At 41.8% G+C, this 25985-nt stretch carries 20 protein-coding genes; 19 read left to right on the top strand and 1 reads right to left on the bottom strand.

Annotated elements, in window-relative coordinates:
* Positions 1-2: 2 nt before the first annotated feature.
* The 17 genes from MED217_RS13470 (at position 3) to MED217_RS13390 (ending at position 19175) form a co-directional block, all read left to right on the top strand.
* Positions 3-923: a polysaccharide pyruvyl transferase family protein gene (locus MED217_RS13470; RefSeq protein ID WP_009781090.1), complete on the top strand. Its 921-nt coding sequence runs from the start codon at positions 3-5 to the stop codon at positions 921-923.
* Between the two features lie 162 nt (positions 924-1085).
* On the top strand, positions 1086-2135 hold the full coding sequence (locus tag MED217_RS13465) for a glycosyltransferase family 4 protein (RefSeq protein WP_009781089.1): 1050 nt from the start codon (positions 1086-1088) through the stop codon (positions 2133-2135).
* 36 nt (positions 2136-2171) lie between these two features.
* Positions 2172-3278 carry an EpsG family protein gene (locus tag MED217_RS19380; RefSeq protein WP_394330430.1) on the top strand — a complete coding sequence of 369 codons (1107 nt, stop codon included), beginning with the start codon at positions 2172-2174 and terminating at the stop codon, positions 3276-3278.
* 59 nt (positions 3279-3337) lie between these two features.
* The gene (locus tag MED217_RS13455; RefSeq protein ID WP_009781087.1) at positions 3338-4195 is read left to right on the top strand and encodes a glycosyltransferase family 2 protein; all 858 of its coding nucleotides are present in this window, start codon (positions 3338-3340) and stop codon (positions 4193-4195) included.
* A 3-nt stretch (positions 4196-4198) separates the two neighbouring features.
* Entirely contained in the window at positions 4199-5293 is a 1095-nt protein-coding gene (locus MED217_RS13450) for a glycosyltransferase family 4 protein (RefSeq protein WP_009781086.1), read from the top strand.
* Positions 5280-6368 carry a glycoside hydrolase family 99-like domain-containing protein gene (locus MED217_RS13445; RefSeq protein WP_083778023.1) on the top strand — a complete coding sequence of 363 codons (1089 nt, stop codon included), beginning with the start codon at positions 5280-5282 and terminating at the stop codon, positions 6366-6368. The genes MED217_RS13450 and MED217_RS13445 overlap by 14 nt, the downstream gene beginning before the upstream one ends.
* Positions 6369-6373: 5 nt before the next feature.
* Entirely contained in the window at positions 6374-7486 is a 1113-nt protein-coding gene (locus MED217_RS13440; protein ID WP_009781084.1) for a DUF1972 domain-containing protein, read from the top strand.
* A 6-nt stretch (positions 7487-7492) separates the two neighbouring features.
* Positions 7493-8443: a UDP-glucuronic acid decarboxylase family protein gene (locus MED217_RS13435; protein WP_009781083.1), complete on the top strand. Its 951-nt coding sequence runs from the start codon at positions 7493-7495 to the stop codon at positions 8441-8443.
* A 65-nt stretch (positions 8444-8508) separates the two neighbouring features.
* Positions 8509-9855, top strand: a complete 1347-nt coding sequence (locus MED217_RS13430) for an exopolysaccharide biosynthesis polyprenyl glycosylphosphotransferase (protein ID WP_009781082.1) — start codon at positions 8509-8511, stop codon at positions 9853-9855.
* Between the two features lie 43 nt (positions 9856-9898).
* Positions 9899-10705 (top strand): polysaccharide biosynthesis/export family protein, encoded by an 807-nt coding sequence (locus MED217_RS13425; RefSeq protein WP_040533623.1) that lies wholly within the window; start codon positions 9899-9901, stop codon positions 10703-10705.
* A gap of 12 nt (positions 10706-10717) precedes the next feature.
* Positions 10718-13105 carry a GumC family protein gene (locus MED217_RS13420; RefSeq protein ID WP_009781080.1) on the top strand — a complete coding sequence of 796 codons (2388 nt, stop codon included), beginning with the start codon at positions 10718-10720 and terminating at the stop codon, positions 13103-13105.
* A 2415-nt stretch (positions 13106-15520) separates the two neighbouring features.
* Positions 15521-16279, top strand: a complete 759-nt coding sequence (locus MED217_RS13415; RefSeq protein ID WP_009781079.1) for a hypothetical protein — start codon at positions 15521-15523, stop codon at positions 16277-16279.
* A gap of 1 nt (position 16280) precedes the next feature.
* Positions 16281-16751, top strand: a complete 471-nt coding sequence (locus MED217_RS19035) for a DUF5675 family protein (RefSeq protein ID WP_009781078.1) — start codon at positions 16281-16283, stop codon at positions 16749-16751.
* Positions 16729-16926, top strand: a complete 198-nt coding sequence (locus MED217_RS13405) for a hypothetical protein (protein WP_009781077.1) — start codon at positions 16729-16731, stop codon at positions 16924-16926. Before MED217_RS19035 ends, MED217_RS13405 begins: the two co-directional genes overlap by 23 nt.
* Complete coding sequence (locus MED217_RS13400) at positions 16913-17119, top strand: hypothetical protein (protein ID WP_040532859.1); 207 nt, start codon at positions 16913-16915, stop codon at positions 17117-17119. Before MED217_RS13405 ends, MED217_RS13400 begins: the two co-directional genes overlap by 14 nt.
* Positions 17120-17586: 467 nt before the next feature.
* Complete coding sequence (locus MED217_RS13395; protein WP_009781075.1) at positions 17587-17781, top strand: hypothetical protein; 195 nt, start codon at positions 17587-17589, stop codon at positions 17779-17781.
* 1199 nt (positions 17782-18980) lie between these two features.
* Positions 18981-19175: a hypothetical protein gene (locus tag MED217_RS13390; protein WP_009781073.1), complete on the top strand. Its 195-nt coding sequence runs from the start codon at positions 18981-18983 to the stop codon at positions 19173-19175.
* A 217-nt stretch (positions 19176-19392) separates the two neighbouring features.
* On the opposite strand, the gene MED217_RS18600 is transcribed toward MED217_RS13390, so the two are convergent.
* Positions 19393-19872 (bottom strand): helix-turn-helix domain-containing protein, encoded by a 480-nt coding sequence (locus MED217_RS18600; protein ID WP_009781072.1) that lies wholly within the window; start codon positions 19870-19872, stop codon positions 19393-19395.
* 1671 nt (positions 19873-21543) lie between these two features.
* On the opposite strand from MED217_RS18600, the gene MED217_RS13380 reads away from it, so the two are divergent.
* Entirely contained in the window at positions 21544-24546 is a 3003-nt protein-coding gene (locus tag MED217_RS13380; RefSeq protein WP_009781071.1) for a SusC/RagA family TonB-linked outer membrane protein, read from the top strand.
* An 11-nt stretch (positions 24547-24557) separates the two neighbouring features.
* On the top strand, positions 24558-25958 hold the full coding sequence (locus MED217_RS13375; protein WP_040532857.1) for a RagB/SusD family nutrient uptake outer membrane protein: 1401 nt from the start codon (positions 24558-24560) through the stop codon (positions 25956-25958).
* Positions 25959-25985: the final 27 nt, after the last annotated feature.

Raw genomic sequence — 25985 nt, 5'->3', positions numbered from 1 at the left:
TTATGCATTATTTATATTTTAAATCTCCTAAGGGTAATTTTGGAGATGACCTCAATCCTTGGTTGTGGGAGAAACTTTGGGGGGATGTTTCTCAAGTTTTACAGGATACTTATTTTTTGGGGATAGGATCCATACTTCACAATGGCAATAAGAATATAAAGGAATTACAAAGCGAAAATAAAATAGTTTTTGGTAGTGGGATTCGTCCTGCATCAGATTATAGTCATTTTCAAATAGATCCTACTTGGGATATACGCTTTTTAAGAGGTCCCTTATCCTCTGCTAGTTTAAATAATAAATATGAATATATAACTGACGCTGCCTATGCTATACGGCATATTGACAATTTTGAATCTTTATATATCAATCAACAAAAAAAGTACAAAATTAGCTTGATGCCATATTTTCATTCGGTAGAGTATTTTGATTGGAGAACTTTATGTGCAGATTTGGGTATTCATTACATTTCACCCCATTCAGAAAATGGAGTTGAAGAGACTTTGAAAGAAATAGCACAAAGCGAATTTCTGATCACTGAGGCTATGCATGGGGCTATACTTGCTGATGCTTTAAGAGTACCTTGGCATCGTTTTGTACTCTCCTCCCCTCATACAGAAGGAGGTAGAGTGTCTGAATTTAAATGGGAAGATTGGAAATCTTCACTGAATATTGATAAAGGAGAAGTGAGCTTTTTCCCTTTTTATACAAAGAGTGGTAGGTTAAATAAATGGAGTAAGAAATTGAGTGGGTATAAATTTTCTCTTGAAAATTTAAATAAAAAAAAGGTAGAGGAATTAATGCGCGAAAGATTTTCAAAGAATAGAGGGCTTGTTTATAGCTTGTCTGAAGATTCTAAGTTGGCTCTAGCAGATGAAAAGATTAAGGTTCAGATAGATAGGCTTAATAAAGATTTGTCTCTATAATATTCTTAATGACACTAAAATCGTCAATTACTAACTGAGGGTATGGTTAAAGTATTAGTTCTGGCTTTTTTGATTTTGATGAGTATGAAATATATCGCAAAAATAGACTACATGATATCTTTAAATAAAGTTTTAACCCTTTCAGCAAAAAACTTTTGTTAAGTGAAAATAGTATATGATCCTTGTACAAGTTTTACCAATAGATATGTAGTTAAAATCGCCACTGGGCTTCGTAAACAGGGGTATCATATTTTGAGTCTGCCTACTTTTTTAGGGAATCTGTTGAAATATAGAAATGTTAAAATCATCCACCTCAATTGGTTTGAAAGTATTGTGGGAGAATCGCGTATAGCTTTGTTACAATCGTTTTTAAAGCAATATACAAAACTCCTCCTTCTGGAGGTTTTAAGAAAAAAAATTGTTTGGACCATGCATAATAGAATGCCTCATGATCAACGATTTCAGAAGTTGCATGAGTTATTATTGACCAAACTTATAAAACAATCTAAGGCGATCGTCATACACAGCAAACTGTCTCAAGTAATTCTCAAAAATGATTATGGTGTTGACGAGAACAAGGTTTTTTATTGTCCGCATCCCGATTACATCAATGAATATGGGCCTATGGAGGCTGCAATTGAGAAAGATGACTCCAAAACATTAAAGCTCTTATTTATGGGAGCGGTGAAGCCCTATAAAAATATAGAGTTGCTTATTGAAGTGGTCAAAAATTTGGAAGTGTCAACTATAGAGCTTACCATTGCGGGTAAACCGGTTTCTGTAGAATACGGTATTCAATTAGAGCATTTGGTAAAGAATGTATCTAATATACATCTGGAACTCACTTTTATACCAGACGATCTCATACCCGGCTATTTAAATGCCTGTGATGCACTAGTGCTTCCTTATGATCTAAGAAGTAGCCTCAATTCGGGTACGGTATTGCTTGCGTTCTCTTATGCTAGGAGTGTTATATGCCCGGATATTGGTACGCTTCAGGATCTGGATGAAACTTTAAGAACGTCTGTGTTTACTTATTCTTATAGTACGGTAGCTACTCATAAGGAGGCGCTGGAAACCGCTATTTTAAAAGCTCAGAATGCTCAAGGAGAGCTTAATAAATTTGGTAAGAATCTACTCGATTATATGCAGCAAAATCATTCTGTAGCTCAAGTCGTTGATAGCTTAGAGAAAGTATACAAGTCTTTATGATAAGGGATTTTGTAGGGAATTGTAATTTGTAGATTAGTGTTTGTTTATATATTTTTATATAGTTTACTCTTATTGAGTATCGTGTTATTTGACAGAAAGGAACGGTCAAAATCAGAAAAAAAGGTGGTTTTGATATTTTTTGTCTTAATTTTTACTTTGTTTAGAGGTTTAAGGTGGGAGACGGGCACTGACTGGCAGCAATTTTTAGAGGTATTTCAATATGCCGACTGGAATAATATTTTCACATTCTCTCGGTATGAAACGAGTGATGAAGTCCTAGAATTTGGATATGTTTTTCTTAATGTTCTAATCAAGTCTTTAGGTTTTGACTATACTGGTTTTTTATTAATTACAAATTTCCTTATATTAGTATCCTATTATAAAATTGTAGTAAGGTTTTCTGCTAAACCCATCTTAGTTTTTGCAATGATCTTATTTACATCTGCCTTTTTTCCAGTAAGGCAAGTTTTTGCGGCTGCTTTTATAATTTATTCATATAGGTTTTTAATTGCCCGTAAACTCTTACCTTTTATTATTACGGTATTGATAGCGACTACGTTTCATAAGTCGAGCTATTTATTTTTTCCTTTTTATTACTTATTGAATATAAGGATTAAGAGCAATATCGCCTATATATTGTTCTTTTCAGTCGTCGTTCTAGGTACTCGGTCAATTCAAATGGCAATAATGGGTGGGGTTGTAGATATCTTAACAAAAATTGGAATTGGGTATTCTTTTACTCATAGGATACAAGTTTATATGAACTTTGGTGGGAATCTGGAAAATTATAGCCTTGGCTTAGCAAGTATTCTTCTTTCCCTTTTTATTCTCTATCTTTTTACCGAAATAAGGAAGACGTATAAAGGAAGCCTTAATATAAATGTATTTTACAATAGCTATTTATTCTACTTCATGATTTCGGAGTTTTTTAGAAATTCAATGACCCAATTTGCTCGTGTGTCTACATTCTTTATACTCGGCTTCCCTTTTTTTGCTGAATTTTTGTTTTCTAATAATTTTATCAAAAAAGATACTCGCTTATTAGCATATTGTGTTTTTGGACTGTATCTCTATTATAAACTTATAAATACATTAAACAACTTTTACCCTTCGTTACACGTGCCTTACGAATCAGTGCTTTAAAAGTATTTAATAAAGCCTAAATAGAAATGATCTTTAAAGTTTGTATTAAATTGTAATTTATGTTTGTAACTGTAATCATTCCTACCTATCACGACTGGTCAAGGCTGGCTTTGTGTCTAGCCTCTTTAAGAGATCAAAGTTATGCACAAGATGATTTTGAGGTTCTTGTGGTGAATAATGCTCCTGAAGATCCATGTCCTGAAACCATTAATTTTGAACCTAATGTAGCGCTGTTGGAAGAAGCGAAGCCCGGTTCTTATGCTGCACGTAATAAGGCGCTTCAATTGGCTAAAGGAGAATTGCTTGCCTTTACCGATTCAGATTGCATTGCTGACAAGGACTGGATAATGAATGCGGTTGCTCATTTTAAAAAAGAACCCTCCTTAAAACGCATTGCAGGACATATCGAATTGTTCTATACCTCTGAAAGGCGAAACTGGGCAGAGGTTTACGAGAGTGTATATGCGTTTAGGCAAGATATTGCAGCTACTTTAGGTGCTAGCGTAACCGGAAATATGTTTGCTTATAGTTACTTATTTCAAGAAGACAAAGTAGGAACTTTTAATGATACCTTGTTTTCAGGAGGAGACCACGAATGGTCAATACGGGCTAAGAGCATGAATTTGCCTATTGAATATAAGGAAGATGTTATTATCAATCATCCGGCACGAGATACCATGAGAGTTTTAGTGAATAAAAGTAAAAGAATTACGGGTAATGTCAAGAGTGTCAAAGGAAGTGAATTCATTCAAGTCTTTCGGTTTTTGGTTCCTCCCATACGTACGTGGTCTTGGTCTAGAAACAAGCCTTTTGATATTCGTATTAAGGCCTTTACGGTTAAGTATTATTTGAACCTCATTCGATTTATAGAAGGTTTGAAAATAGTATACCTTAAAAAAGGAGCCCAAAGAGTTTAGTTTATGAAGATAATCTGTTTACATCAAAGTGCAGAATTGTATGGTTCTGACCGTAGTTTTTTGCAGGTAGTCACGTATTTTTCGGAGCGGGAAGATGTTACTGATATTCTTGTGCTTTTACCGATGCATGGCCCCTTGGTGTCGGAGTTGCAAAAGCTGAAAGTGCAGGTAGAGATTACCCGGCTTTGTATTCTGCGAAAGGTTTGGATAAAAAAGCTACAGTGGGGGAAATTGATTTTTCCACTTTTTAAACTGCCTTCGAAATATAAGCGCTTTAAACAGGCAGATATCGTGTATTGCAATACCACTGTGGTCATGGATTTCTATCTACTTGCCTTAGTGCTTAAGAACCGGAATATTTTACACGTACGGGAAATCCCCGATAAATGGCTTACGCGTTTTTTTACTTTTTTTATCAATGCCGGGAAGGTCTTGGCACTGTATAATTCTAAAAGCACTGCTGCTGCTTTTAAGAAGGTCAAACGCGGGCAGGTGGTATACAATGCGTTTGAAGGTTTTAATTATGCGGGAGTACCTGTAAATGAGGTGGAGGTAGCACAGCCTTTAAAGTTTTTGCTGGTAGGGCGAATCAACGATTGGAAGGGACAGGATTTTGCTGTTGAGGCTTTTTCACAATTGGATGCAGAGCAGCCGTTTTCCCTAACTATCTTAGGAAGTGTTTTTGAAGGCAATGAGCACTTGTTGGCCGAATTAAAAGAAAAGGTGCAGGCCTACGGGCTGCAGGATAAGGTACGTTTTATAGCTTTTGTCCCCGATCCTGAACCCTATTATCAGGAAGCCGATGTACTGCTGGTACCCAGTAAAAAGCCGGAGCCCTTTGGACGTATCGCCATTGAAGCCATGAGTATTGCCAAGCCGGTGATCGCTGCAGATCACGGAGGGCTTTCTGAAATTGTGATACATAAAGAGACCGGGTTGTTGTTTACACCGAATTCGCAGATGGATTTTATTAAGTGTCTTCAGTGCTATTTCAAGGATAGGCATTTGATACGGGAGCATGGTTTACAGGGATATCAACGTTTTAAAATGCAATTTTCAACACAAAGCTTAACCACTGCCCTAGATGATGTTTTTTAAAATTCCTTTTGCTTATTTTCTTATTCTTTTTTTTGTTAGCGTGCAGTTTGCTTCTTGTCAAACTACGAAGGAGGTTACTGTAGGCGCCTATTATTTTGATGGCTGGACCGGAAAAACCATGCATGCAAGTGCACGTTTAAAAGAGGATTTTCCGGAGCGTAAACCCATCTGGGGCTGGGTAACCAGTACCCCGGAAGTTTTGGAAGAGCAAATGCGATTGGCCTCAGAAGCCGGGATCGATTTTTTTAATTTTTGTTGGTATTATAATCCTCGTGAAACGAGGAGCAGTGTCGGTAATGACTCAAAAAATAATGCATTAAAAATTTTTAGAGATGTAGATAATCGATACGATATGAACTATACGATTATGGTGACAAATCATATTGGGTACAAGTTGAAGAAGAAAGATTGGCCTTTATTGGTTAAAAGATGGGTAGAATTGATGTCTGATGATTTTTATATGCAATCAGATTTAGGGAAACCCCTTTTATCATTTTTTTCATTGAAAAGTCTCTATGATACTTTTGAAACAACTGAAGCTATAAAGAAAGCATTTTCACTTCTTAGAAGTGAGGCCATAAAATCAGGATTTAATGGTGTGGAAATTTCGGTTTGTGATGCCGGGACTCCTGAAATGATTAAAAAGGCAGAATTATGTGGGGTTAATTATATTACAGGTTATAATCATCAGAAATTTGGATTTGAGTATTCTAAAAAGAGAATTGAATCTATTGAGCGCATGGCTGCTAAAGAACAAAAATTATGGAGTTTAAAATCTAAGTTGACTAGTTTGAAACAAATTCCCACGGTTACCTTAAATTGGGACCCGCGTCCGATGCAAAAGCACTCCGGCGCTAAAATATTCAGTGGGTTTTCGGCTAAATCTGTTAAAAAGGCGGTACTTGCTACAAGGGTCTGGGTAGATACTCATAAAGAGTCAGTGTCTAAGAAAAAACTTATTATGCTCTATGCCTGGAATGAATATGCAGAGGGCGCCTGGCTAACCCCATCTGAGGTATTAGGAACAACCCTCCTAGACGGTTTAAAAGAAGGATTAAATACTCCCATAAAATAAAAGAAATGAAAATAGGAATTTTAGGAACACGCGGGATCCCCAATCATTACGGAGGCTTTGAGCAATTTGCAGAGTATTTGTCGCAGTATCTTGTGACTCAGGGCGATGAGGTTTATGTGTATAACTCCCATACGCATCCGTATCAGGAAACCACCTGGAAGGGCGTGCACCTGATCCATCAAAAAGATCCGGAAGATCAACTGGGAACGGCGGGGCAATTTCTTTATGATCTCAATTGTATACGTGATGCGCGCAAGCGAAACTTTGATGTTGTCTTGCAACTGGGCTATACTAGCAGTTCGGTATGGGGAAGGCTCTTGCCTAAAAGAGCGGTGATCGTCACCAATATGGATGGACTGGAGTGGAAACGAACCAAATTCAGCAAACCGGTACGTCGCTTTATTAAGTTTGCAGAATCTTTGGCCATTACAACCAGCGATTATTTGATCGCCGATTCGGTAGGGATCCAGGAGCATCTGCAAAATGCCTATGGGGCAACTTCCATGTATATTCCTTATGGCGCTCACGTATTTAAAACACCTGAACCCACACACATTGAGGCTTATGACGTGCTTCCCTATGGGTACAATATGCTGGTGGCCCGTTTAGAGCCGGAAAACAGTATAGAGGTTATTTTGGATGGCGTCGTCTCCAGTGGGGAGCAGGTTCCCTTTTTGGTTATAGGGAATCATAATACAGCCTATGGCGCTTATTTAAAGGATAAATTTAAGGAGGCTACCCACATCCGTTTTGTAGGCGGTGTTTACAACCTCGAGGTGTTGAACAATTTAAGATACTATAGTAACCTTTATTTTCATGGGCATACGGTAGGCGGGACCAATCCATCCTTATTAGAAGCTATGGCTTCGGGAGCCCTGCTGGTGGCGAATGATAATATCTTTAATAAGTCTATTCTGGGGGAGGAGGCACTTTATTTTAGCCATGCCGATGATGTGGCAGAAAGCATCAGAACGATTCAGAAAAAAAGCTATACGCATTTTGTAGATAGGAACTGGAAAAAAATAGAGGATATTTACTCCTGGGAGCTTATCAACAAACAGTATCGGGAGTATATGCTTTCTTGTTTAACGCAGGCTTCAAAAATAAAACAAGGCTAATTCTTTATGAAGCGTATTTTAGTTACCGGGGGCGCCGGGTTTATCGGATCCCATCTTTGTAAACAGCTGCTTCAAGATGGGAACGAAGTTCTATGTCTGGATAATTATTTTACAGGGAATAAGGAAAATATCGTTCCCTTGTTAACCAATCCTTATTTTGAATTGATCCGTCATGATATTACAGAGCCCTATTATGCCGAAGTAGACGAGATCTATAATCTGGCCTGCCCTGCCAGCCCGGTACATTACCAATACAATCCTATTAAAACCGTTAAGACTTCGGTGATGGGGGCGATCAACATGTTGGGGCTTGCCAAGCGGGTAAAGGCGAAGATCTTACAGGCGAGTACCTCAGAGGTGTATGGAGACCCGGCGGTACACCCGCAACCCGAAAGCTATTGGGGGCATGTGAACCCTATAGGGCCGCGTTCCTGCTATGATGAAGGGAAACGCTGTGCCGAGACCTTGTTTATGGATTACCATACGCAAAACGGGGTGGCGATCAAGATCGCCCGAATCTTCAATACCTACGGCCCCCATATGAATATCCATGATGGACGGGTGGTCTCTAATTTTATCGTACAGGCCCTGGAAGGTAAAAACCTGACCATTTTTGGCGATGGGAGTCAAACCCGAAGTTTTCAATATGTAGACGATCTGGTCACCGGTCTCACCGCCTTAATGGGTACCGATGTGCAGGTAACAGGCCCGGTGAATCTGGGGAATCCTCATGAATGTACCATGTTGCAATTGGCAGCAAGCATTCTTGATTTGACAGGATCTTCCTCAAAATTGGTGTTTCAGCCTTTACCTCAGGATGATCCGCAACAGCGTCGCCCCGAGATATCCAAAGCTCGAGAATTGCTTAACGGCTGGCAGCCTCAAACGGGCTTACGGGAAGGGCTTACAGAAACTATAACTTATTTTGAACAGCTTCTTAAAATTCAAAAACCCTAGAAGGGAGGAAAAATGCCAACTACAATTCTTTTTAAAATGCTAACTCACTAAGTACGCACTACCGCATGAAACGCTCAGAACTTATTGTACCGGTTACTATTGTCATTCATTTGCTCTTGATCAATGGCTTTTTGGCTTGGTTTATCCCGGAATTGTATTTTAACCTCAATTCGATCTTATTTTTTAATGCGACCTGGTTGTTGAGCGCCTATGCGATAGACTATTATCCCACCTCGCGGAAAGAGCGCTTTTTTACCAATTTTCATAAACCCATACAGCTGTATCTGTTGTTTACTTTAGGCTACTTTGCCTGGTTCAGTTTAAGCGCTACGCCTTTGGGATCTGCCCAATATCATGCATATCTACTTTTGGGTTTGTTTGGAAGCTTGTTTGCCTATCGTATTTTGTTTTACTATACGCGTGCAAAGTATCGGGAAGTAGGGGGGAATGCGGTTAAGGTGGTTGTGATCGGCAGGGACCGGAATCTTAAAAAAATACGTAAAGTTTTTGATGAGCCCGACTTGGGCTACCGGTACTTGGGGTATTTTGATAACAGTCATTCTAAAAGTCCCACCTACCTTGGGAAGGTTGAAGAAGCCTTCGCCTATTTTAAAAATAATCAAGTAGAACAGATCTTTTGTATCGCTTCGCGTTTGTCTCAGCCGCAGCTGTTCAATTTGATGGCTTTTGCCGATAATAATTTGATCAAACTTAAGATCATCCCCGATAATAAAGAGATCTTTACCCGGGCGATGAAGATCGAGCTCTACGATAATGTACCTGTACTTAATCTAAGGGAATTACCCTTAGAAACGCCTTATGCGAAGGTGGTTAAACGGATTTTTGATGTGGTTTTTGCCCTTATCGTCATTGTGGGGTTTCTGTCCTGGTTGAGCCCCATTGTCTACCTGTTGCAGCGTTTTGATTCTAATGAGCCTTTGTTCTTTAAGCAAAAACGGCACGGGGTGAACCGGAAGGTGTTTTGGTGTTATAAATTTCGCTCCATGGCCACCACGGCGGATGCCGATACCAAGATGATGACCAAGAACGATAAGCGGGTGACCAAGCTGGGACGTATTTTACGCAAGACTAGTATTGATGAATTGCCACAGTTTTATAATGTCTTATTAGGTAATATGAGTGTGGTAGGGCCGCGCCCGCATATGGAGGTGCATACCGAAAAATATCAGACCTCGGTAGATAAATATCTGGTACGTCATTTTGTAAAGCCGGGAATCACCGGATTGGCACAGGTACGCGGCTATCGCGGGGAGATCGTAGAGCAGAGTGACATCATCAACAGGACGCGTTTGGATATTTTTTATGTAGAAAAATGGTCTTTGCGTCTGGACCTTAAAATTATATACTTTACCGTAGTCAATGCGGTAAAAGGTGAAGAAAAAGCATATTGATTTAAAAGGGAAATCTTATTTTCGCAACTTTAACAAACATTATATGAGATTGCTACTTCGATTTAAATACAGTCTAGGACTGCTTTTACTGATACTCAGCATGGGGTCTTGTGTGTCCCGAAAAGAGATTGTTTATTTTTATGATGAAGAAGAAGTGCAGCAGCAAATTCAGGAATTAAAGCTGTCTGAAGCCTCTAATCCTACCATAACCTATAACGATCAACTAGCGATCACGGTAACTGCCTTAGAGCAGGAAACAGCCATTCCCTTTAACTTACCTATGGTGGGTACCGGGACGATATTAGACAATAATTTGATCCCAAACAGGACACAAGCACAGGTGCAAACCTATCTCGTAGATCCGGAAGGGGAGATCGATTTTCCCGTTTTAGGTAAAATCGAGGTGTATGGGTTGACCCGAAAGGAGCTGGCTGCCTTATTGAAAGAACGCATCGCCGCTTATGTAAAAGACCCTATGGTGATCGTAAGAATCTCCAACTTCAAGGTTACGGTATTGGGGGAAGTCGCGCGCCCGGGAACCTTTAGCATTAGTGATGAATACCTGAGTTTACCTAAAGCTTTAGGATTGGCAGGCGATTTAACCATATATGGTAGACGTAAAAACGTAAAGGTGCTTAGAGAACAGGATGGAAAAATGCTGCAGGCGACGTTGGATCTTACCGAGCCTGGCATTGTGGAATCCCCTTTTTATTATTTAAAGCAAAATGATATCGTTTATGTAGAGCCTAACGGCCCTCAACGCCAAGCGGCCAGTTATAACCGAAATGCTTCTGTGTATATATCAGTAGCTTCCGTACTGGTTTCATTAATGGTATTAATATCTCGATAAATAAAGGAATTTATGCAAAGCTTAAACAATAACGAGGAGGATTTCAATTTAAGAGAGGAATTGGGTAAGTACCTTAGGTACTGGCCCTGGTTTGTACTCAGTGGAATTTTGGCTTTGGGCTTAGCTTTTGTTTATTTAAAGCTGACCATCCCCAAATATAAAACAGTCGCCAGTGTGATCATCAAAGATGATGAAGGAAAGACCCCATCTGCAGGCCTGGCAAATTTTGCCGAGTTAGGATTGATGGGAGGGATGGGAACCAACAGTATTGAAAACGAGATCGGGATGTTTAAGTCCTATCGTATGATGCAAAACACCATCAAAGCGCTTAATTTGAATGTGCGTTATTTTGATAATTCGTCTTTTGTAAGTCAAGAACTTTATCTAAAGTCTCCCTTGCTTGTAGAGGTGGTTCGACAAGACGATAAGCGCTTGCAGGAATTGGTCAAAGAAGAGGCTGGTGAATTTGAATTTACCGGAAATTTTACTGATGAAGTGGTGCACGTGCATAATGATTTCTTAGGGATTACTAAAGACATTGCTTTAGGAACTCTGGTAGACCTGGGATTTGGAGAGGTTGTGATCAAAAGAAACCCCAACCTGAATGTGGATCCTGATGAGGAGCGTTTTAACATCCTGATCAGTTTTAGAGAGGTAAACGGCATTGCCGACTATCTAAGAAACGAGATTGAGGTTAATCTGCTTGAGCAGAATGCGACTTTTTTGGAGTTGAGCCTGGAAAGTACGGTTAAGAGAAAATCAGAGGATATTCTTAATCAACTGATTTTTGAATATAATAAGGAAGCTATTGAAGATAAAAATCAAATTGCACTAAGTACCGCAGAGTTTATCAACGAGCGCCTGGATATTATCAGTAACGAATTGGATACGGTTGAAGTAGGGCTTGAGGATTTTAAAGAGCGCAACAACCTCACCAATATTGAAGAAGAGTCAAAGCTCTTTATAGAAAATGCCAGCGAGTATCGCGAGCGGCAACGGGAGTTGAATACACAAATCGCTTTTTCTGACGCGCTTATCGAGTTTTTAGAAAATGATAGGCGTGCTTCAGATTTACTTCCCGGCAATATAGCCTTAGATAATAATGGTTTAAATGTACAGATCGGGAATTACAACAATGCGATCTTACAAAGAAACCGCTTGCTGGAAGGCGCAACCGAGCTAAATCCTGCTGTAAAACGCTTGAATGCACAGATCGAACAACTGGAACAGACCATCTATAATGGACTGCAACAGACCAAACAAAATTTTCAAATCGCACTGGATGATCTGGAGCGTCAAAATTCTTTAATTGATTCGCAAATCAGTAAAGTACCTTCAAAAGAACGCAGGTTTAGAGATATTTCGCGACAGCAAAATATTAAGGAGGCCTTGTATATTTTCTTATTGCAAAAGCGGGAAGAAAATTCGCTATCCTTAGCTGCTACCATGCCTAAAGCCAAGATCGTAGATAGTGGTTATAGTTCGAATAAACCGGTTGCTCCCAAGCCTTTGATCATTTTAGTCTTGGGCTTGATCTTAGGCTTGGGGATCCCATTTGGGGTTATCTATATTAAACGTTTACTCAATAATAAGATCGAGAGTCGGGAAGATATTGAAAAGGTCACCAAAAGCATCCCTATAGTAGGCGAATTGCCAAATATTCCCAAAGGGGAGATCGACCTGGTTACCGAGAATGACCGCTCCGTTTTGGCTGAATCCTTTAGGATCATGACCACCAATTTGCAGTATTTATTAGTGAATGCTAAAAACAAAGATCAAGGCTATTGTATTTATACCACCTCTACCGTAAAAGGGGAAGGAAAGACCTTTACCTCGATCAACCTGGCGGTTACCTTGGCCAATACGGGTAAAAAAGTAGTCATAATAGGGGCAGATTTACGGAATCCCCAATTGCAACGTTATGATACCGAGTCTAAAAGCTTCTTGGGGATCAGTGATTACCTGGTAAACGAGGATCATCAGTTGCAAAATCTGATCAGCGATTCTAAATTCCATCCGAATTTGAAACTCTTGTTGTCAGGAAGTATCCCGCCCAATCCCTCAGAATTGTTACACCAGGCGAAGTTTGGACATATGATCCAGGAATTACGGGAGCAGTTTGATTATGTGATCGTTGATACTGCACCTTCTATGCTGGTAGCTGATACCTTTTTGATTAGCAAGTATGCCGATTTGATCTTATACGTCACCCGTGCGGGGTATACGGAAAAGAAATTGCTCCATTTTGCTGTAGACGCACAAAATGATGGGAAATTGCATGACGTTAGTTTTGTGATCAACGATGTAAAAACCGCCAACTTTGGCTATGGGAATAAGTACGGTTATGCTTATGGCCAAAGCAAACCTTCCTTATGGGAGCGGTTTAAGAAGAGCTTTTAAGTAGTCTATAGCTACTCGCTATTAGTCGATAGATTTAAAAAAGGATGCTGTGATCAGTGTCCTTTTTTTGTTTACGGTTTTCTGTTTACGGTTTGTTGTTCTTTGTTTTCCGTTGCGGGATGAAGTTTGGATGATAGCTTGTAGTCGATAGCTATGAGTCGATAGGGTGGAGTGGTTCCTGATTTCTTGTTTTGTGTTTTTTGTTTCGTGTTGAAGTTTGGATGACAGCTTATAGCTTGTAGTCGATAGCTTTTAGTTGATAGGATGGAGTGGTTTGGGGTTATTGGGGATTAGGAACTGGGGATTGGTTTATGGGGTTTGTTGTTTGCTGTTTCGAGTGGATGGCTGTTAATCGATAGGTTTTAGTCGATAGGCCCGTTTGAGGTTTATTGTTTTCTGTTTGTTGTTTTTATGATCGCTCATAGCCTATAGCTTGTAGTCGATAGGTTTTGTTTGTTTTTTTTATTTTGGGGTGGGCATTAAAGCAAAAAAGTAGAGCTGTTAATGAATTCTTAAAATCCTGCGTTTGCATTGGCGTTTTCATACACTCTTCATACACCATCCTAGGGGATGCCTAGAAGTTGACTGGGAGTTGGCCTGCCTGAGCCATAGTTTACCATTGGAATACTAGTTACTTTAAATCATGTTCTGTTCATTTTCTTTACTCGCGGGTTTGTTATTTCACGGGAGCTCGTGAATCTCCTAGCGTCGATTTATCTCGCTTGATTTCTATTTTACGTGAGCTCGTGAACCTTGTATCCTCGGTTTAGCTCGCGGGGTTTTTATTTTAAGGGGTGCTCGTGAACCTCGTATCCTTGGTTTGAGTGATTCTAACTTCTTACTTTTCTTTGCTTCTCCAAAGAAAAGTAACAAAAGAAAGGACGCCTTTTGGATAGGTATTTTTTGCTATCGCAAAAACCGTAAGTGCATCCCTAAATTTCTTCCAAGGCTTCAAAAATTCTTAACGGGATGCCCTTACTATACTGACCAAAAGGAAATTAAACCCTTCGGGTATGGATGCGTCTAACTTTTATGAATACAAGCTGTCATACTGTCCCGATAAGTACCTTGTTTCAGCATCTCATTACAAGGATTAAAAATAAAAGAATACAACAAAGCTCCCCTCCTTTTAAAGGAGGGGAAAGCCCGCATAGTAGGGCAGGGGTGGTTCTAGTACATACGGGGCAACACCACCCCGTCAGCTGCTGCACACTATGTGCGCCTTGCTGCCACTCCTCCCCAACGAGGAGGGGAGCTGATAGCGTTACATAAGGGGGTGTAGTTTCATATTTTTTCCTACATGCATTGAGGCTAGTAGCTTGAGATTTTCATATTAACGTATTAACGTCAGTTTGATAGGTTTTACTTTAAATCATGTTCTGTTCATTTTCTTTACCATTACTAATTCGACTAGCATTTTTACAGAGCACAACAGGTGCATTCCTCTCCCTGCGGTCGTCGGATGCAGAAAAGAAACGACGCCCTCGCTTAGGAATTTTTTGCCTTATCAGGCAAAAACCGTCTTGTCAGCTCCGCGTCGCTACCGCTCCTATCCTTCGGAGCTTCCAGCATCTATTCTGAACCGAGGGATTTATGATTGCATGCTACCCTTCGGGTATGGGTGATGTCACTTCGAGTGGATGAAGACCAGCCTTAGCTGGGGTTCAACTGTATCGAGAAGTCTTTGAAGTTAGGGAGTTTATAGTTAACAATGCTTCTCGATACGATCCTCTCGCGCTAAGGCGCTCCAGAATCACTCGAGGTGACCGTGCGTTGCTTATTTGTATTTTGTACTTCTGACTTTGTACTTTAATTCGGAATAGCAAACAGCAGCCTAAGGTTTGCCTACTGCCTACTGCGACTGCCCACTAAGAACAACTTCTCGATACAATCCTCTCGCGCTAAGGCGCTCCAGAATCACTCGAAGTGACATGCTCGATACTTTTCTTGAGCCCCCAGATTTTAAAAATCAATGGTATACTCAATTTCATTATTTGTTAACGAATTCTTAAATTTCTACTTTTCAAATGCCGTTTTCATACACTCTTCATACACTATCCTAGGCTTTGCCTGGGGGATGCCTAGGCGTTGACCCGTCCTAAATTAGCTATACAGATTAATAAATAAATCCTGTTATAGCTATACAAAGCTAATTTTTAATCCTAAATAAACTATACAGACAGAACTTGAGGATTAAAATTTCTTTTATAGTTTTTCCATCTTTTGTTTAAGCTACCCGATGTAAGATGTACCTGAGCCTCAATTTTACAGGGTTAGACGATGATTTTACTTCCTATGTACCGGCAGATTCGGCAGAAAGGAACATTTTCGGCAATATCGGCACGGATGTACCCTGCTGCTGGTTTTCCGCTCGTAAGCCTATTTACTTTGTGACCTAATTTAAATCTTTTTATTATGGCTAAACAAGCTGGAATTATCAAGTTGAAGGGCACTATCGGGGATATTGCCTTTTACAAAAGTGCAGATGGGCATATGGCCCGTTTTAAGGGAGGAGTAGATGGCAAGCGTATTGCGACCGATCCTGCTTTTCAACGTACCCGGGAGAACGGGGCCGAATTTGGACGTGCCGGAAAAGGCGGAAAACTGCTGCGCAATTCGATGCAGGTCATGATGCAACAGGCAAAAGACCCAAAAGTGGTAAGCCGATTGACTACACAATTGCTTGCGATCATCAAAACCGATGCTATCTCTATGCGCGGGGAACGCAACCTGACCGAAGGGGAACTGGGTTTTCTAAACGGCTTTGAATTTAATGCCAACAGTCCGTTAAGCACCACACTGGTTACCCCCTTTAGTGTACGCTACGACCGGGCAACCGGAGCGGTGGGACTGACGCTGGAGGCCTACAATCCGAAGGTACAGATCGCAGCACCCACAGGGGCTACGCATTACAAGCTGAGTTGTGGAGTAAGCGAACTCGATTTTGAGGCACAGACGTCGCTCTTTAAGACCGTGACTACCGGGATTTTACCCTATCAAAATGCGGAAGTCGCTGTTACCGATCTGGAAGTGAATATCACAGCAGACAGTACGTTGAGTGTGGTACAGGCCTTGAGCATTGAGTTTTACCAGGAGGTCAACGGTACGATGTACTCCCTGCAGAATGGGGCGTATAACGCCATGGCGGTAGTACAGGTAGCTCAATCGGCTTAAGATGGAGTGGGTACTACACCGCAGCTACTACCCGAAGGGAACGCATGGGGTCTTGCAGGTGCATGGGCGGTTTGTATGTTTTTGTATGGAGCAGCCTTGGCAGGATAGTAGTAAAGCCTTATCCTGTATTCCTGAAGGGCGGTACGAAGTACTGCCACGCCTGTCGCAGCAGTATGGGCATCATCTGTCTCTTAGCGATGTGCCCGGGTGCAAGCAAGTCCTGTTGCACGCAGACAAGAATGGGCTTCATGAACTGCAAGGGGGCATCGTGCCGGTGCTGGAGCTGACGGGTATTGCGCAAGGTTTGCATGCCAAGCCTGCGCTGGAACGTTTACTGCTCCTCTACTGTGAAGCGGTGGAGGAACAGGAGGCTGTTTATTTAACGATAACCTATAACACTCATGAATATCTTAGAACGTTATCGGCAACCCACCCCGCGGTTTTTCCGGATGCTGCGTACGGTAGGGATTAGTCTGGCCAGTGGGGGTGCGGCCTTGCTCGCAGCTCCCGTAGCACTCCCTGCTGTGTTGCTGAGTATTGCCGGTTATGCGGTAGTTGCCGGAAGTGTAGCTACTGCAGTAAGTCAGGCAGTGGTTGCAGACGGACTATCGGAAGCGAAGACTAAGGAAGCCGATGCGCAGCAGTAGTATTTCTTTAAAACTGGGTACACTGGGAGGAATGCTTGCTGCAACACTCCCCAGTCTGCACCGCGACAAAGTCTTTGAGGCCGTTGTGCTTGCAGGCCTAGGGGCTTGTGTGAGTTTTGTGGTTTCTTTGGTTTTAAAATGGTTGCTTAAGCGCTTGAAAGCATGGATTTTAAAACGAAGAGACCTTAACTAGGGATCACAATCTTGTGATTACCAGATGTATTTAACCCTTCTTTCAGGTTTAGGTCTGGAGGAAGGGTTTTTTATGTGCTGTTCTCTGTTCGCTGTTTGTTCTCTCTTATTTGAGGCGAAGGATTTACTATTCAAAGTTCAAAATGCGAGGTTTAGGATTTTGACGCATACGTAATGAGTAGGCAGTCTCAGTCGGCGGCTGGCAGGTATTTAGCACGAACTTTTAAGTTTTTTGGGATTGCGTGTCTATTCTAGTTGTCACCCTGAGCCTGTCGAAGGGACAGTTGAGTTGAGCAGCGTGTAGGTGAAGTAGTGTGTTTTGACTCTAGGTTCAATCGTAAGGCTTGCCTTTTTAATTCTTAACGTATACCGATAAGCGTTAATTTTTTTCGGTACTACGATTGGTATACCGAAAGATTCTGGTTTTTTCTTAGCAGGTTTGTAGGGTTACTCGTGCTTTGATCGCTTATGAAAACCAAACGCTTGTGTATATTTCCTAAAGATGTACAGTGTATCACCGGAAAAAGTGAGCGCTATGGGCGGCAATTGCTTGCAGACATCAGGGTCTATCTAAAAAAGGAGCCGCATCAGTTTGTTACCGTACATGAGTTTGCAGCCTATTGTGGGTTGCATGTGGAGGATTTGTTTGTGTATTTGGATTAATCGTGTAACTATTGAAGGGTACGCGATGCAATCGCGCACGAACAGGGGAGGTTTGCTGGGGGGCTTGTGCTTTGATCGCTTATGAAAACCAAAGGCTTGTGTATATTTCCAAAAGATGTACAGTGTATCACCGGAAAAAGTGAGCGCTATGGACGTCAATTGCTTGCAGACATCAGGTATACCTAAAAAAGGAGCCACATCAGTTTGTAACGGTACATGAGTTTGCAGCCTATTGTGGGTTGCATGTGGAAGATTTGTTGGATTATTTAGACTAGAATTTTGGTTTTCCAGTACCTCAAGCTCAGATGTTGGGCACGCGATACACTCGCGCGGCAATGGGGTAGTTTGTTTAGTAGTAGGAATTAGGAGTATGCGTTGCAATCGCGCACCAACAATTCTTGTATGCATTGGGATAGATAATGTATGAACCAGTGTCATTGTTTCTAGTTGCTCCTTATTTCTTGTTTGTTATTTTCTGGGAGATGGTAAAAGAAGAAGGAGGGGAAGATTTGTTAGGGTATTTGGATTAGTCGTATAGCTGGTGAGGGGTATGGGATGCAATTTCGTGCATTTAGCATCTTATATAGTCCCTTTTGTCCAAGGCTCTTACAAATTCATAAGACTTTTCAAAATTGGAATCATTTCTATAATGTGCTCGTGTGAAAGCATGCTTTAAAAAAAGAGTGAGACCTCAAATGCTTAGAAGTAACCCAACTTTAAATACGCATTTTGAAGAAGTGTCTCACTCCGACGCTAAGTACGTGTAAATCAAATTAATAAACAATCATCTAGCAATCAATTGTTTGTAAAAATAAAGGTGCTTTTGTGCGAAAAAAATAAAGGGGCTCTTAAATACTGAGACATCTGCAGCTTTAGTGCTTATCCAGTTAAAAAGGGTGCATAAGCGTAGTATTTGAATGTGAAACTATTGCTTAAAAAGGTCTTTTCCTAAGCGATGGATAACAAGTTCAAAATTCAAAGTTCAAAATTAGAACTATATCCAGCTTCTTGTTTCTTATTCCTTATTCCTTAATTGTTATTCTTTGTTCTCTGTTCTCTGTTTAGGGTTTGCGTTTTCTTATTTCTTATTGCTTGTTTGTTATTTGTTATTGATGATCTAACTGTTAAATTTTTACGGTACTACGAACGGTATACCGAAAGATTCTGGTTTTTTCTATTGGCTTGTACTTTGATCACTTATGAAAACCAAAGGCTTGTATATATTTCCAAAAGATAAACAGTGTATCACCGGAAAACGTGAGCGCTATGGGCGTCAAGTGCTTGCAGATATCAGGGTATATCTAAAAAAAGAGCCACATCAGTTTGTTACGGTACCTGAGTTTTCGTCGTATTGCGGATTAAATGTGGAAGATTTGTTGGATTATTTAGACTAGAATTTTGGTTTTCCAGTACCTCAAGCTCAGATTTTGGGCACGCGATACAATCGCGCGGCAACGGGGGTAGTTTGTTTAGTAGTATGAATTTAGAAGAAGGAGAACGCGATGCAATTCCACATATGCATTGGGACAGGCAGCGCACGAGCAGGGAATAGGTTAGGGGTGGAATGCCCTATATACATTGTGACAGAAGGAAACATTCAGGGAGAAAACATCAGTTCTTTTTATACATACGCTGTTTACCTGCTTGATCAATTTTAAGTAATTGCTCATCTACTTTGCGTTTAAGGATCACAGAGACGGCCGAGGTAGTGGTTTGAATATGATAGACTTCGTTCAGCTCGGTGACTACATCCTTAGCTGTGCGGCCCTCATTAAAATAATCGCCGGCGACAAAGCCCTCGATGCGTTGTGTGAGTCGTGTTTTTTCGACGCGCGCAGCAGATAACTTATATCGAGGTTCCAATTTAATCGGAAAGTCAAAGGCTTGGGTAGGGTGTAACTCTAATGCTTGGCAAATGGCAATGACGTAAGACAACGAACTCTCTTCACCGGCTTCAATATTTCGAATGGTTTGCGCAGAAAAACCGGTCATTTCAGAAACATCTTCTACAGACAGTTCTAAGGCTTCCCGTTGTTTGGTCAGGTTAGCCCCCAGTTTAACTAAGTTGAGTTCGTCTTTATATCTTGACATAGATCAAATTGAACAATCTATACGGCAACAAAAAATATATTGTAATTGTTATTTGTTGTTTTGTAGATTTATTATATATTTACCTCATAATTAGGGTGCTGCATTATTGTTTTGATGCATAAGCCGACAGGATTCTTAGCCTTTATAGTGCTCAACGCTGACTATCCGGGTAGCAACGTTGTGATTAAAGAAAGCCTGTAGCCCTGCAGCTCCTAATTCTTCCCCTAAAACCCCAATGAGCATCGCTATCACGGCTGGTGGTAGCCTGAAGTAAAATCGGTTTGCCTTGGCATCCTTAAATCAATTTGCCTATGACACACGTGCCAACGGGTGCACATCATAACGCCATAATGCGTACTGTTTTTAGCACGCTTGTAGCGTTATTAGCGCAAGACAAGCACAGCAGCTTTATCTGGAGTGATAGCCTTATTAAATGCAAAAGTACTGGTGCAAAGATAAGGATGTTTTAGCGTCTTTGTGTTTTCTGTATTTGGAAAGCAGGCCTCAAGATATTTAGGGCTGAGCCTAAAGAATACACTTAAAAACTATTCTGGAAAGTGAGCTGGCTTGCTGCGTTGGGGCCTTTTGATTAAAAAGAATGCATTAAAGTGGATGATACATTTAGATGCTGTCTTGTGAGCCTTGATCTTCTAGCTGCTACTTGGTTGTTTATTGGCGTCGCCAAAGGGTTTAATATGCTGAGGCTCGCCTTGAGGTAGGCTACTTAGTATTTAGGTTAGAAAATAGAGGTAATGGGTTTATAGCATGTTTTGTTCATTTTCTTTACTCGCGCGATTTTTATTTTACGGGAGCTCGTGAATCTCCTAAAGTCGATTTGCCTGTTTAAAGAAAACGAACCAAAAGAAAAGAGCCCCTCGCTTAGGAATTTTTCGCCTTAGAGGCGAAAACCGCCTGGTCAGCTCCGCGTCGTTGCTCAAGATTTTTTAAGAGTAGTTCTTACTTGAAGTAAAATATTCTATTCCAAAGCCAACGCGCCACCTGGCTCATTCGTTAAAAAGGTCTACCAGACCTTTTCTTAACGCGCTGCCCTTGCGACTATTCTGAACCGAGGGAAGACATTAGTTTAACCCTTTGGGTTATAAAATCAGGACGTTAAGTCCATCAAATTGAAAAGTAAAATAGTATTAATCATCTAAAAGTAAAAAACATATGACAAACGTGCGAACGGGAGCACACCATCCTGCTAAAGCACCCGTGGGTTACCGGTCATTCCCTAAGAATACGCGGTAGTTGGGTTGGGGTTGCGTGCAGTGCATGCAGCACGGGCTTATACAGTTCCTGTACAAGCACAGGGGCTTTAGCAACTTTTAAGCGTGTTTATGTAAGATCAAGCACCCTTCTCCTGCGGGAGAAGGGCGGGGGGATGAGGGCAAACGAAGCTAAATACCCTATTGCAAACACGTGAATTAGCCATAAAAAAGAGCTGCAGACCGCAAGGTCTGTGAAGAAGAAATCTTGGTTTTTAAAGGTGAATCACCTCATTGGGCATGGAGTATGCCGGATGAGATTCTACACCCTGCCTAACGGCAGGACTAGAATGACGCCTTTTACAAAGCCGTCTAAGCAAAAAAGCCTTCCCTCGAGATTGGCGTCCGGCGGGAAGGCGTGAGCTTAAATAAAACTATTGTTTCATTTTAACACGACGAAGTTATGAAAATTTTGACTACGCGCCTTACGGGGGCTGCGTGGATACTTGTTTGCCTATTTTGGGCAACAGGAAATCTACTTTGGGCCACGCCCCAACAAAGCGTATCCGGTACCGTTACCGATGCACAAGAAAACCCAATTCCGGGTGTAAGCATCCGACTTTTAAACAGCAACACGGGGACGCAAACCGATATGCAAGGAATCTTCAGCATTCAAGCACAACCTGGCGATACCTTAAGCATCAGTTATATTGGGTTTAAAACAATCCGCCTGCCGGTAAAGAATCAAACCCATTTTACGATTGTCCTGCAACAGGACATCACCGATCTGGGTGAGGTGACCATCAATGCCGGGTATTACAATACTACCCGCCGCGAGCAGACGGGCAGTATCGCCCGGGTAAGCGCTGCCGAGATCGAGCGCCAACCGGTGACCAATCCCCTAGCCGCTTTGCAAGGCCGGATGGCGGGTGTGAATATCACCCAAACCACCGGAGTACCGGGAGGGGGATTTGATATTGAGATACGCGGGCGGAATAGTTTACGGGCAGGGGGTAACGAACCGCTTTATATCATTGATGGAGTACCTTACAATTCACAAAGCCTGAGCAATACCAACGTCTCTGCCACCCTCTTGCCGGGAGCCAATATGTCCCCTTTAAATACCTTAAATCCGTACAGCATTTCAAGTATTGAAATTTTGAAAGATGCTGATGCTACTGCAATTTATGGGTCACGCGGGGCTAACGGGGTAGTGCTGATCACCACCAAACAGGCAAAAGCCGGTAAGACCCGCTTTAGCCTCCAAGCCTATACCGGTAGCGGAAAGCTTACTCGTACTCTGGAATTGATGAATACCGAGCAGTATCTGGAGATGCGACGGGAAGCCTACGCCAATGATGGGGTAACCGATTATCCTGCCAATGCTTACGACATCAACGGTACATGGGATGCGAATAAATATACCGACTGGCAGGAAACCCTTATTGGTGGTACAGCAACTACCGCTGCCCTTCAGGGCGCTGTTACGGGGGGATCAGAAACTACCCGCTTTAGGATAGGAGGCGGGTACCAACGGGAAACCTCAGTATTCCCCGGAGCTTTTACCTATCATAAACTCTCGGTAAACAGCAACCTCAATCATCAATCTGCAGATCAGAAATTCAGTATCAACCTGACGACGTCCTACTCCTTTGATGACAACAACCAACCGGGAAATGATTTTACCCGTGACGCACGCATGCTACCTCCCAATGCCCCCGATCTGTATACGGAAGATGGGGCGCTGAACTGGGCAGATAGTACTTGGGACAATCCCCTGGCTCAGCTGGAACAGGATTATCGAGCAAAAAACCATACCCTTATCGCCAATGCAGTTATAGGATATCAAGTGACACCTCATTTAAAAGTAAGCTCTAGTCTGGGGTATAATGATCGTTTTTTGACAGAGGTTAAAGAAGTACCTTCTACCTTTTACAATCCGGCATATGGGTATGGAAGTGATCGCTCGTATCGTTTTACCAATGATACCCGTAATCAATCCTGGATCATAGAACCTCAGCTTAATTATACCCTGAATATGCAAAACTGGAAGCTGGATGCATTACTGGGGGCCACCTTTCAAAATCAAACTACACGTAGCAATGTAGTATACGGTCAGGGATATTCCAATAACAGCCTGATTTCCAATTTAAGTGCCGCCTCGTTTATTTTTGTATTGGAGAACGGGAGTACCGCTTATACGTATACCGCGGGCTTTGGAAGATTGAATTTAAAGTATAAAGACCGCTATATTTTGAATCTGACCGGACGCAGAGACGGTAGCAGTCGTTTTGGTCCGGGTAAACAGTTTGCCAATTTTGGTGCGGTAGGTGCTGCCTGGATATTCTCTGAAGAAGATGTGATACAGGATAGCCCTTGGTGGAGTTTTGGTAAACTACGCGGTAGTTATGGGATTACCGGAAGTGACGCGATAGGCGATTATCAATTTCTAGATACCTATAGCATTACTACAAACCGGTATCAGGGTCTAACCGGAATCACCCCTACACGTCTGTTTAATGCAGATTTTGCCTGGGAGGAAAACAAAAAGTTAGAATTAGCTCTTGAATTGGGTTTTTTAAAGAATCGCATTTTACTGAATACGGCATACTTTAAAAACCGATCCGGGAATCAACTGGTGGGCATACCGCTGCCGGGAACCACGGGCTTTAGTTCGATTCTGGCCAACCTTGATGCCACGGTAGAAAACAGCGGATGGGAGTTTGAATTGAGTACTGTCAATTTTCAAAATGAAAAATTCAACTGGAGTACCTCTTTGAATATTTCGTTTTTAAGAAATGAGCTGGTTTCGTTTCCCGATCTGGAAGGTTCTACCTATGCCAATCAATATATGGTGGGAGAGCCACTAAACATCCGCAAAGTATATCAGTACACCGGCATTAACCCCGAAACCGGCATCTATGAATTTCAGGATTATGATGGGGATGGTAGCATCAGCTTTCCTAATGACCGCCAAGCGGTGCTGGATTTGAATCCGGATTTCTTTGGAGGGCTTAGCAACCAGGTGCAATGGGGGGCGTTCGAATTAAACTTCTTGCTGCAGTTTGCCAAACAGCAGGGTTCTAATTATTATGCCACCGGCTCAAGACCCGGTATCCGTTCAAATCAACCCGTAGCACTTCTCGACCGATGGCAAGAGCCGCAGGATGATGCTCCCTTTCAAAAGCTCACTGCGGGCGGAGACAGCGAGGCCGTTCGTGCTTTTTCCAATTACCGAAACAGCAGCGCCTCGGTTACCGATGCTTCCTATATACGGCTTAAAAATGCTTCTTTTTCCTATAATCTTCCGGAAAGGTTGCTTCAAGGTGTGGATGCGCGCATTTATGTTCAGGGACAAAACCTCCTGACTTTTACCCGATATGCGGGTTCAGACCCCGAAACCCAGCGTATAGACAACCTGCCGCCATTACGTTTTTTAACCCTTGGGTTACAGGCTAATTTTTAATTGATACTCTTATGAAACGAATACTAAAATCTATACAAGTGCATTCACTATTATATAAAAGCATGCTCTGTTTACTGGTATGCAGTATGTATGCCTGCGAACCCTTCTTAGAAACCGATCTGCCCAATACGCAGATTACAGCCGAGACCGTATTTGCCGATGAAAGCACCACCAACGCTACCCTACTCAACGTTTACGCCAATTTAAGAGAGGGTGGTTTGCTAACCGGAAAAGATATTGGCGTAGGAAATTTAACAGCCCATTATACCGATGAACTGGATTTATATTTGACCAGTCGCGCCAATGTCTTGGTGTTTTATGAGAACAATGTCTTACCCGAAACCCCTTTTCTTGAACAGCTTTGGGAAGATAGCTACAGCCAGATTTATGCTTTAAATGATATTATAGCGTACACTACAAATAACGATCAATTGTCGAAGGCGTTTGCCCTACAAATACAAGGTGAAGCTTATTTTCTACGCGCCTTAGTGCATCTATATCTACAGCAACTTTTTGGTGAAGTCCCATATGTGACCAGCACGAATTATGTTGAAAACACCAACATAGCCAAAAGCTCTGAAGAAGCGGTTTTTGAAAGGCTCATACACGATTTGCAAATGGCTAAAGACCTTTTACCTGAAGCATACCCTTCCGCAGAACGGGTACGGCCTAATCAGGCCGTTGCTACTGCATTACTAGCCAGAGTATATTTGTATTCAGGAGCTTGGCAGCAAGCTATAACGCAAGCAAGCCAAGTGATTGAAAATCCCCTATACCGGGTAGATCTTCCTTTGCGTGAGGTGTTTTTAAAAGATAGTCAGGCAACTCTTTTACAGTTCAGTCCAGGTGCTGAAGGTGCCAACACCTATGAAGCTGCAAACTATGTATTTGAATCTTTGCCTCCCCCTAGAACGGCTCTAACCTCAAGACTTATCACAAGTTTTGAGGAACAAGATCAGCGCTTGCAAGAGTGGATCGGAAAGGTTGGAACGGGCGAAACTGCCCAGTACTTTCCTTACAAGTATCAGGAAAACAGCAATACGGCCAATACCCTTGAGTGTAGCATAGTGTTACGTATAGGAGAACAGTATTTAATACGCGCTGAAGCACAGGCACGGCTGGGGCAATTGGAAGCTGCCGCAACCGATGTAAATGTCATACGCACACGTGCCGTTCTTCCCGAGGTAGCGGCCAATACGCAGGAGCAATTGCTCGCTGCTATTTTACAGGAGCGACGCCATGAATTGTTTACCGAATACGGGCATCGGTTTTTTGACCTCAAACGCTTTGATGCGGCTGATGCGGCTTTATCCTATAAAAATGGATGGGAGTCCTATAAGATCAGATTGCCACTTCCGGAAGCTGAGCTGGTACTCAATCCGAATTTACAACCTCAAAACACCGGATACTGATGCAATTTTTAAAAATCTTTTTACTAC

Origin of the sequence: Leeuwenhoekiella blandensis MED217 (assembly GCF_000152985.1) — a bacterium.
Taxonomy (GTDB): Bacteria; Bacteroidota; Bacteroidia; order Flavobacteriales; family Flavobacteriaceae; genus Leeuwenhoekiella; species Leeuwenhoekiella blandensis.
The sequence above is the reverse complement of the archived record's forward strand: the minus strand, read 5'-3'. Positions and strand labels throughout refer to the sequence as shown.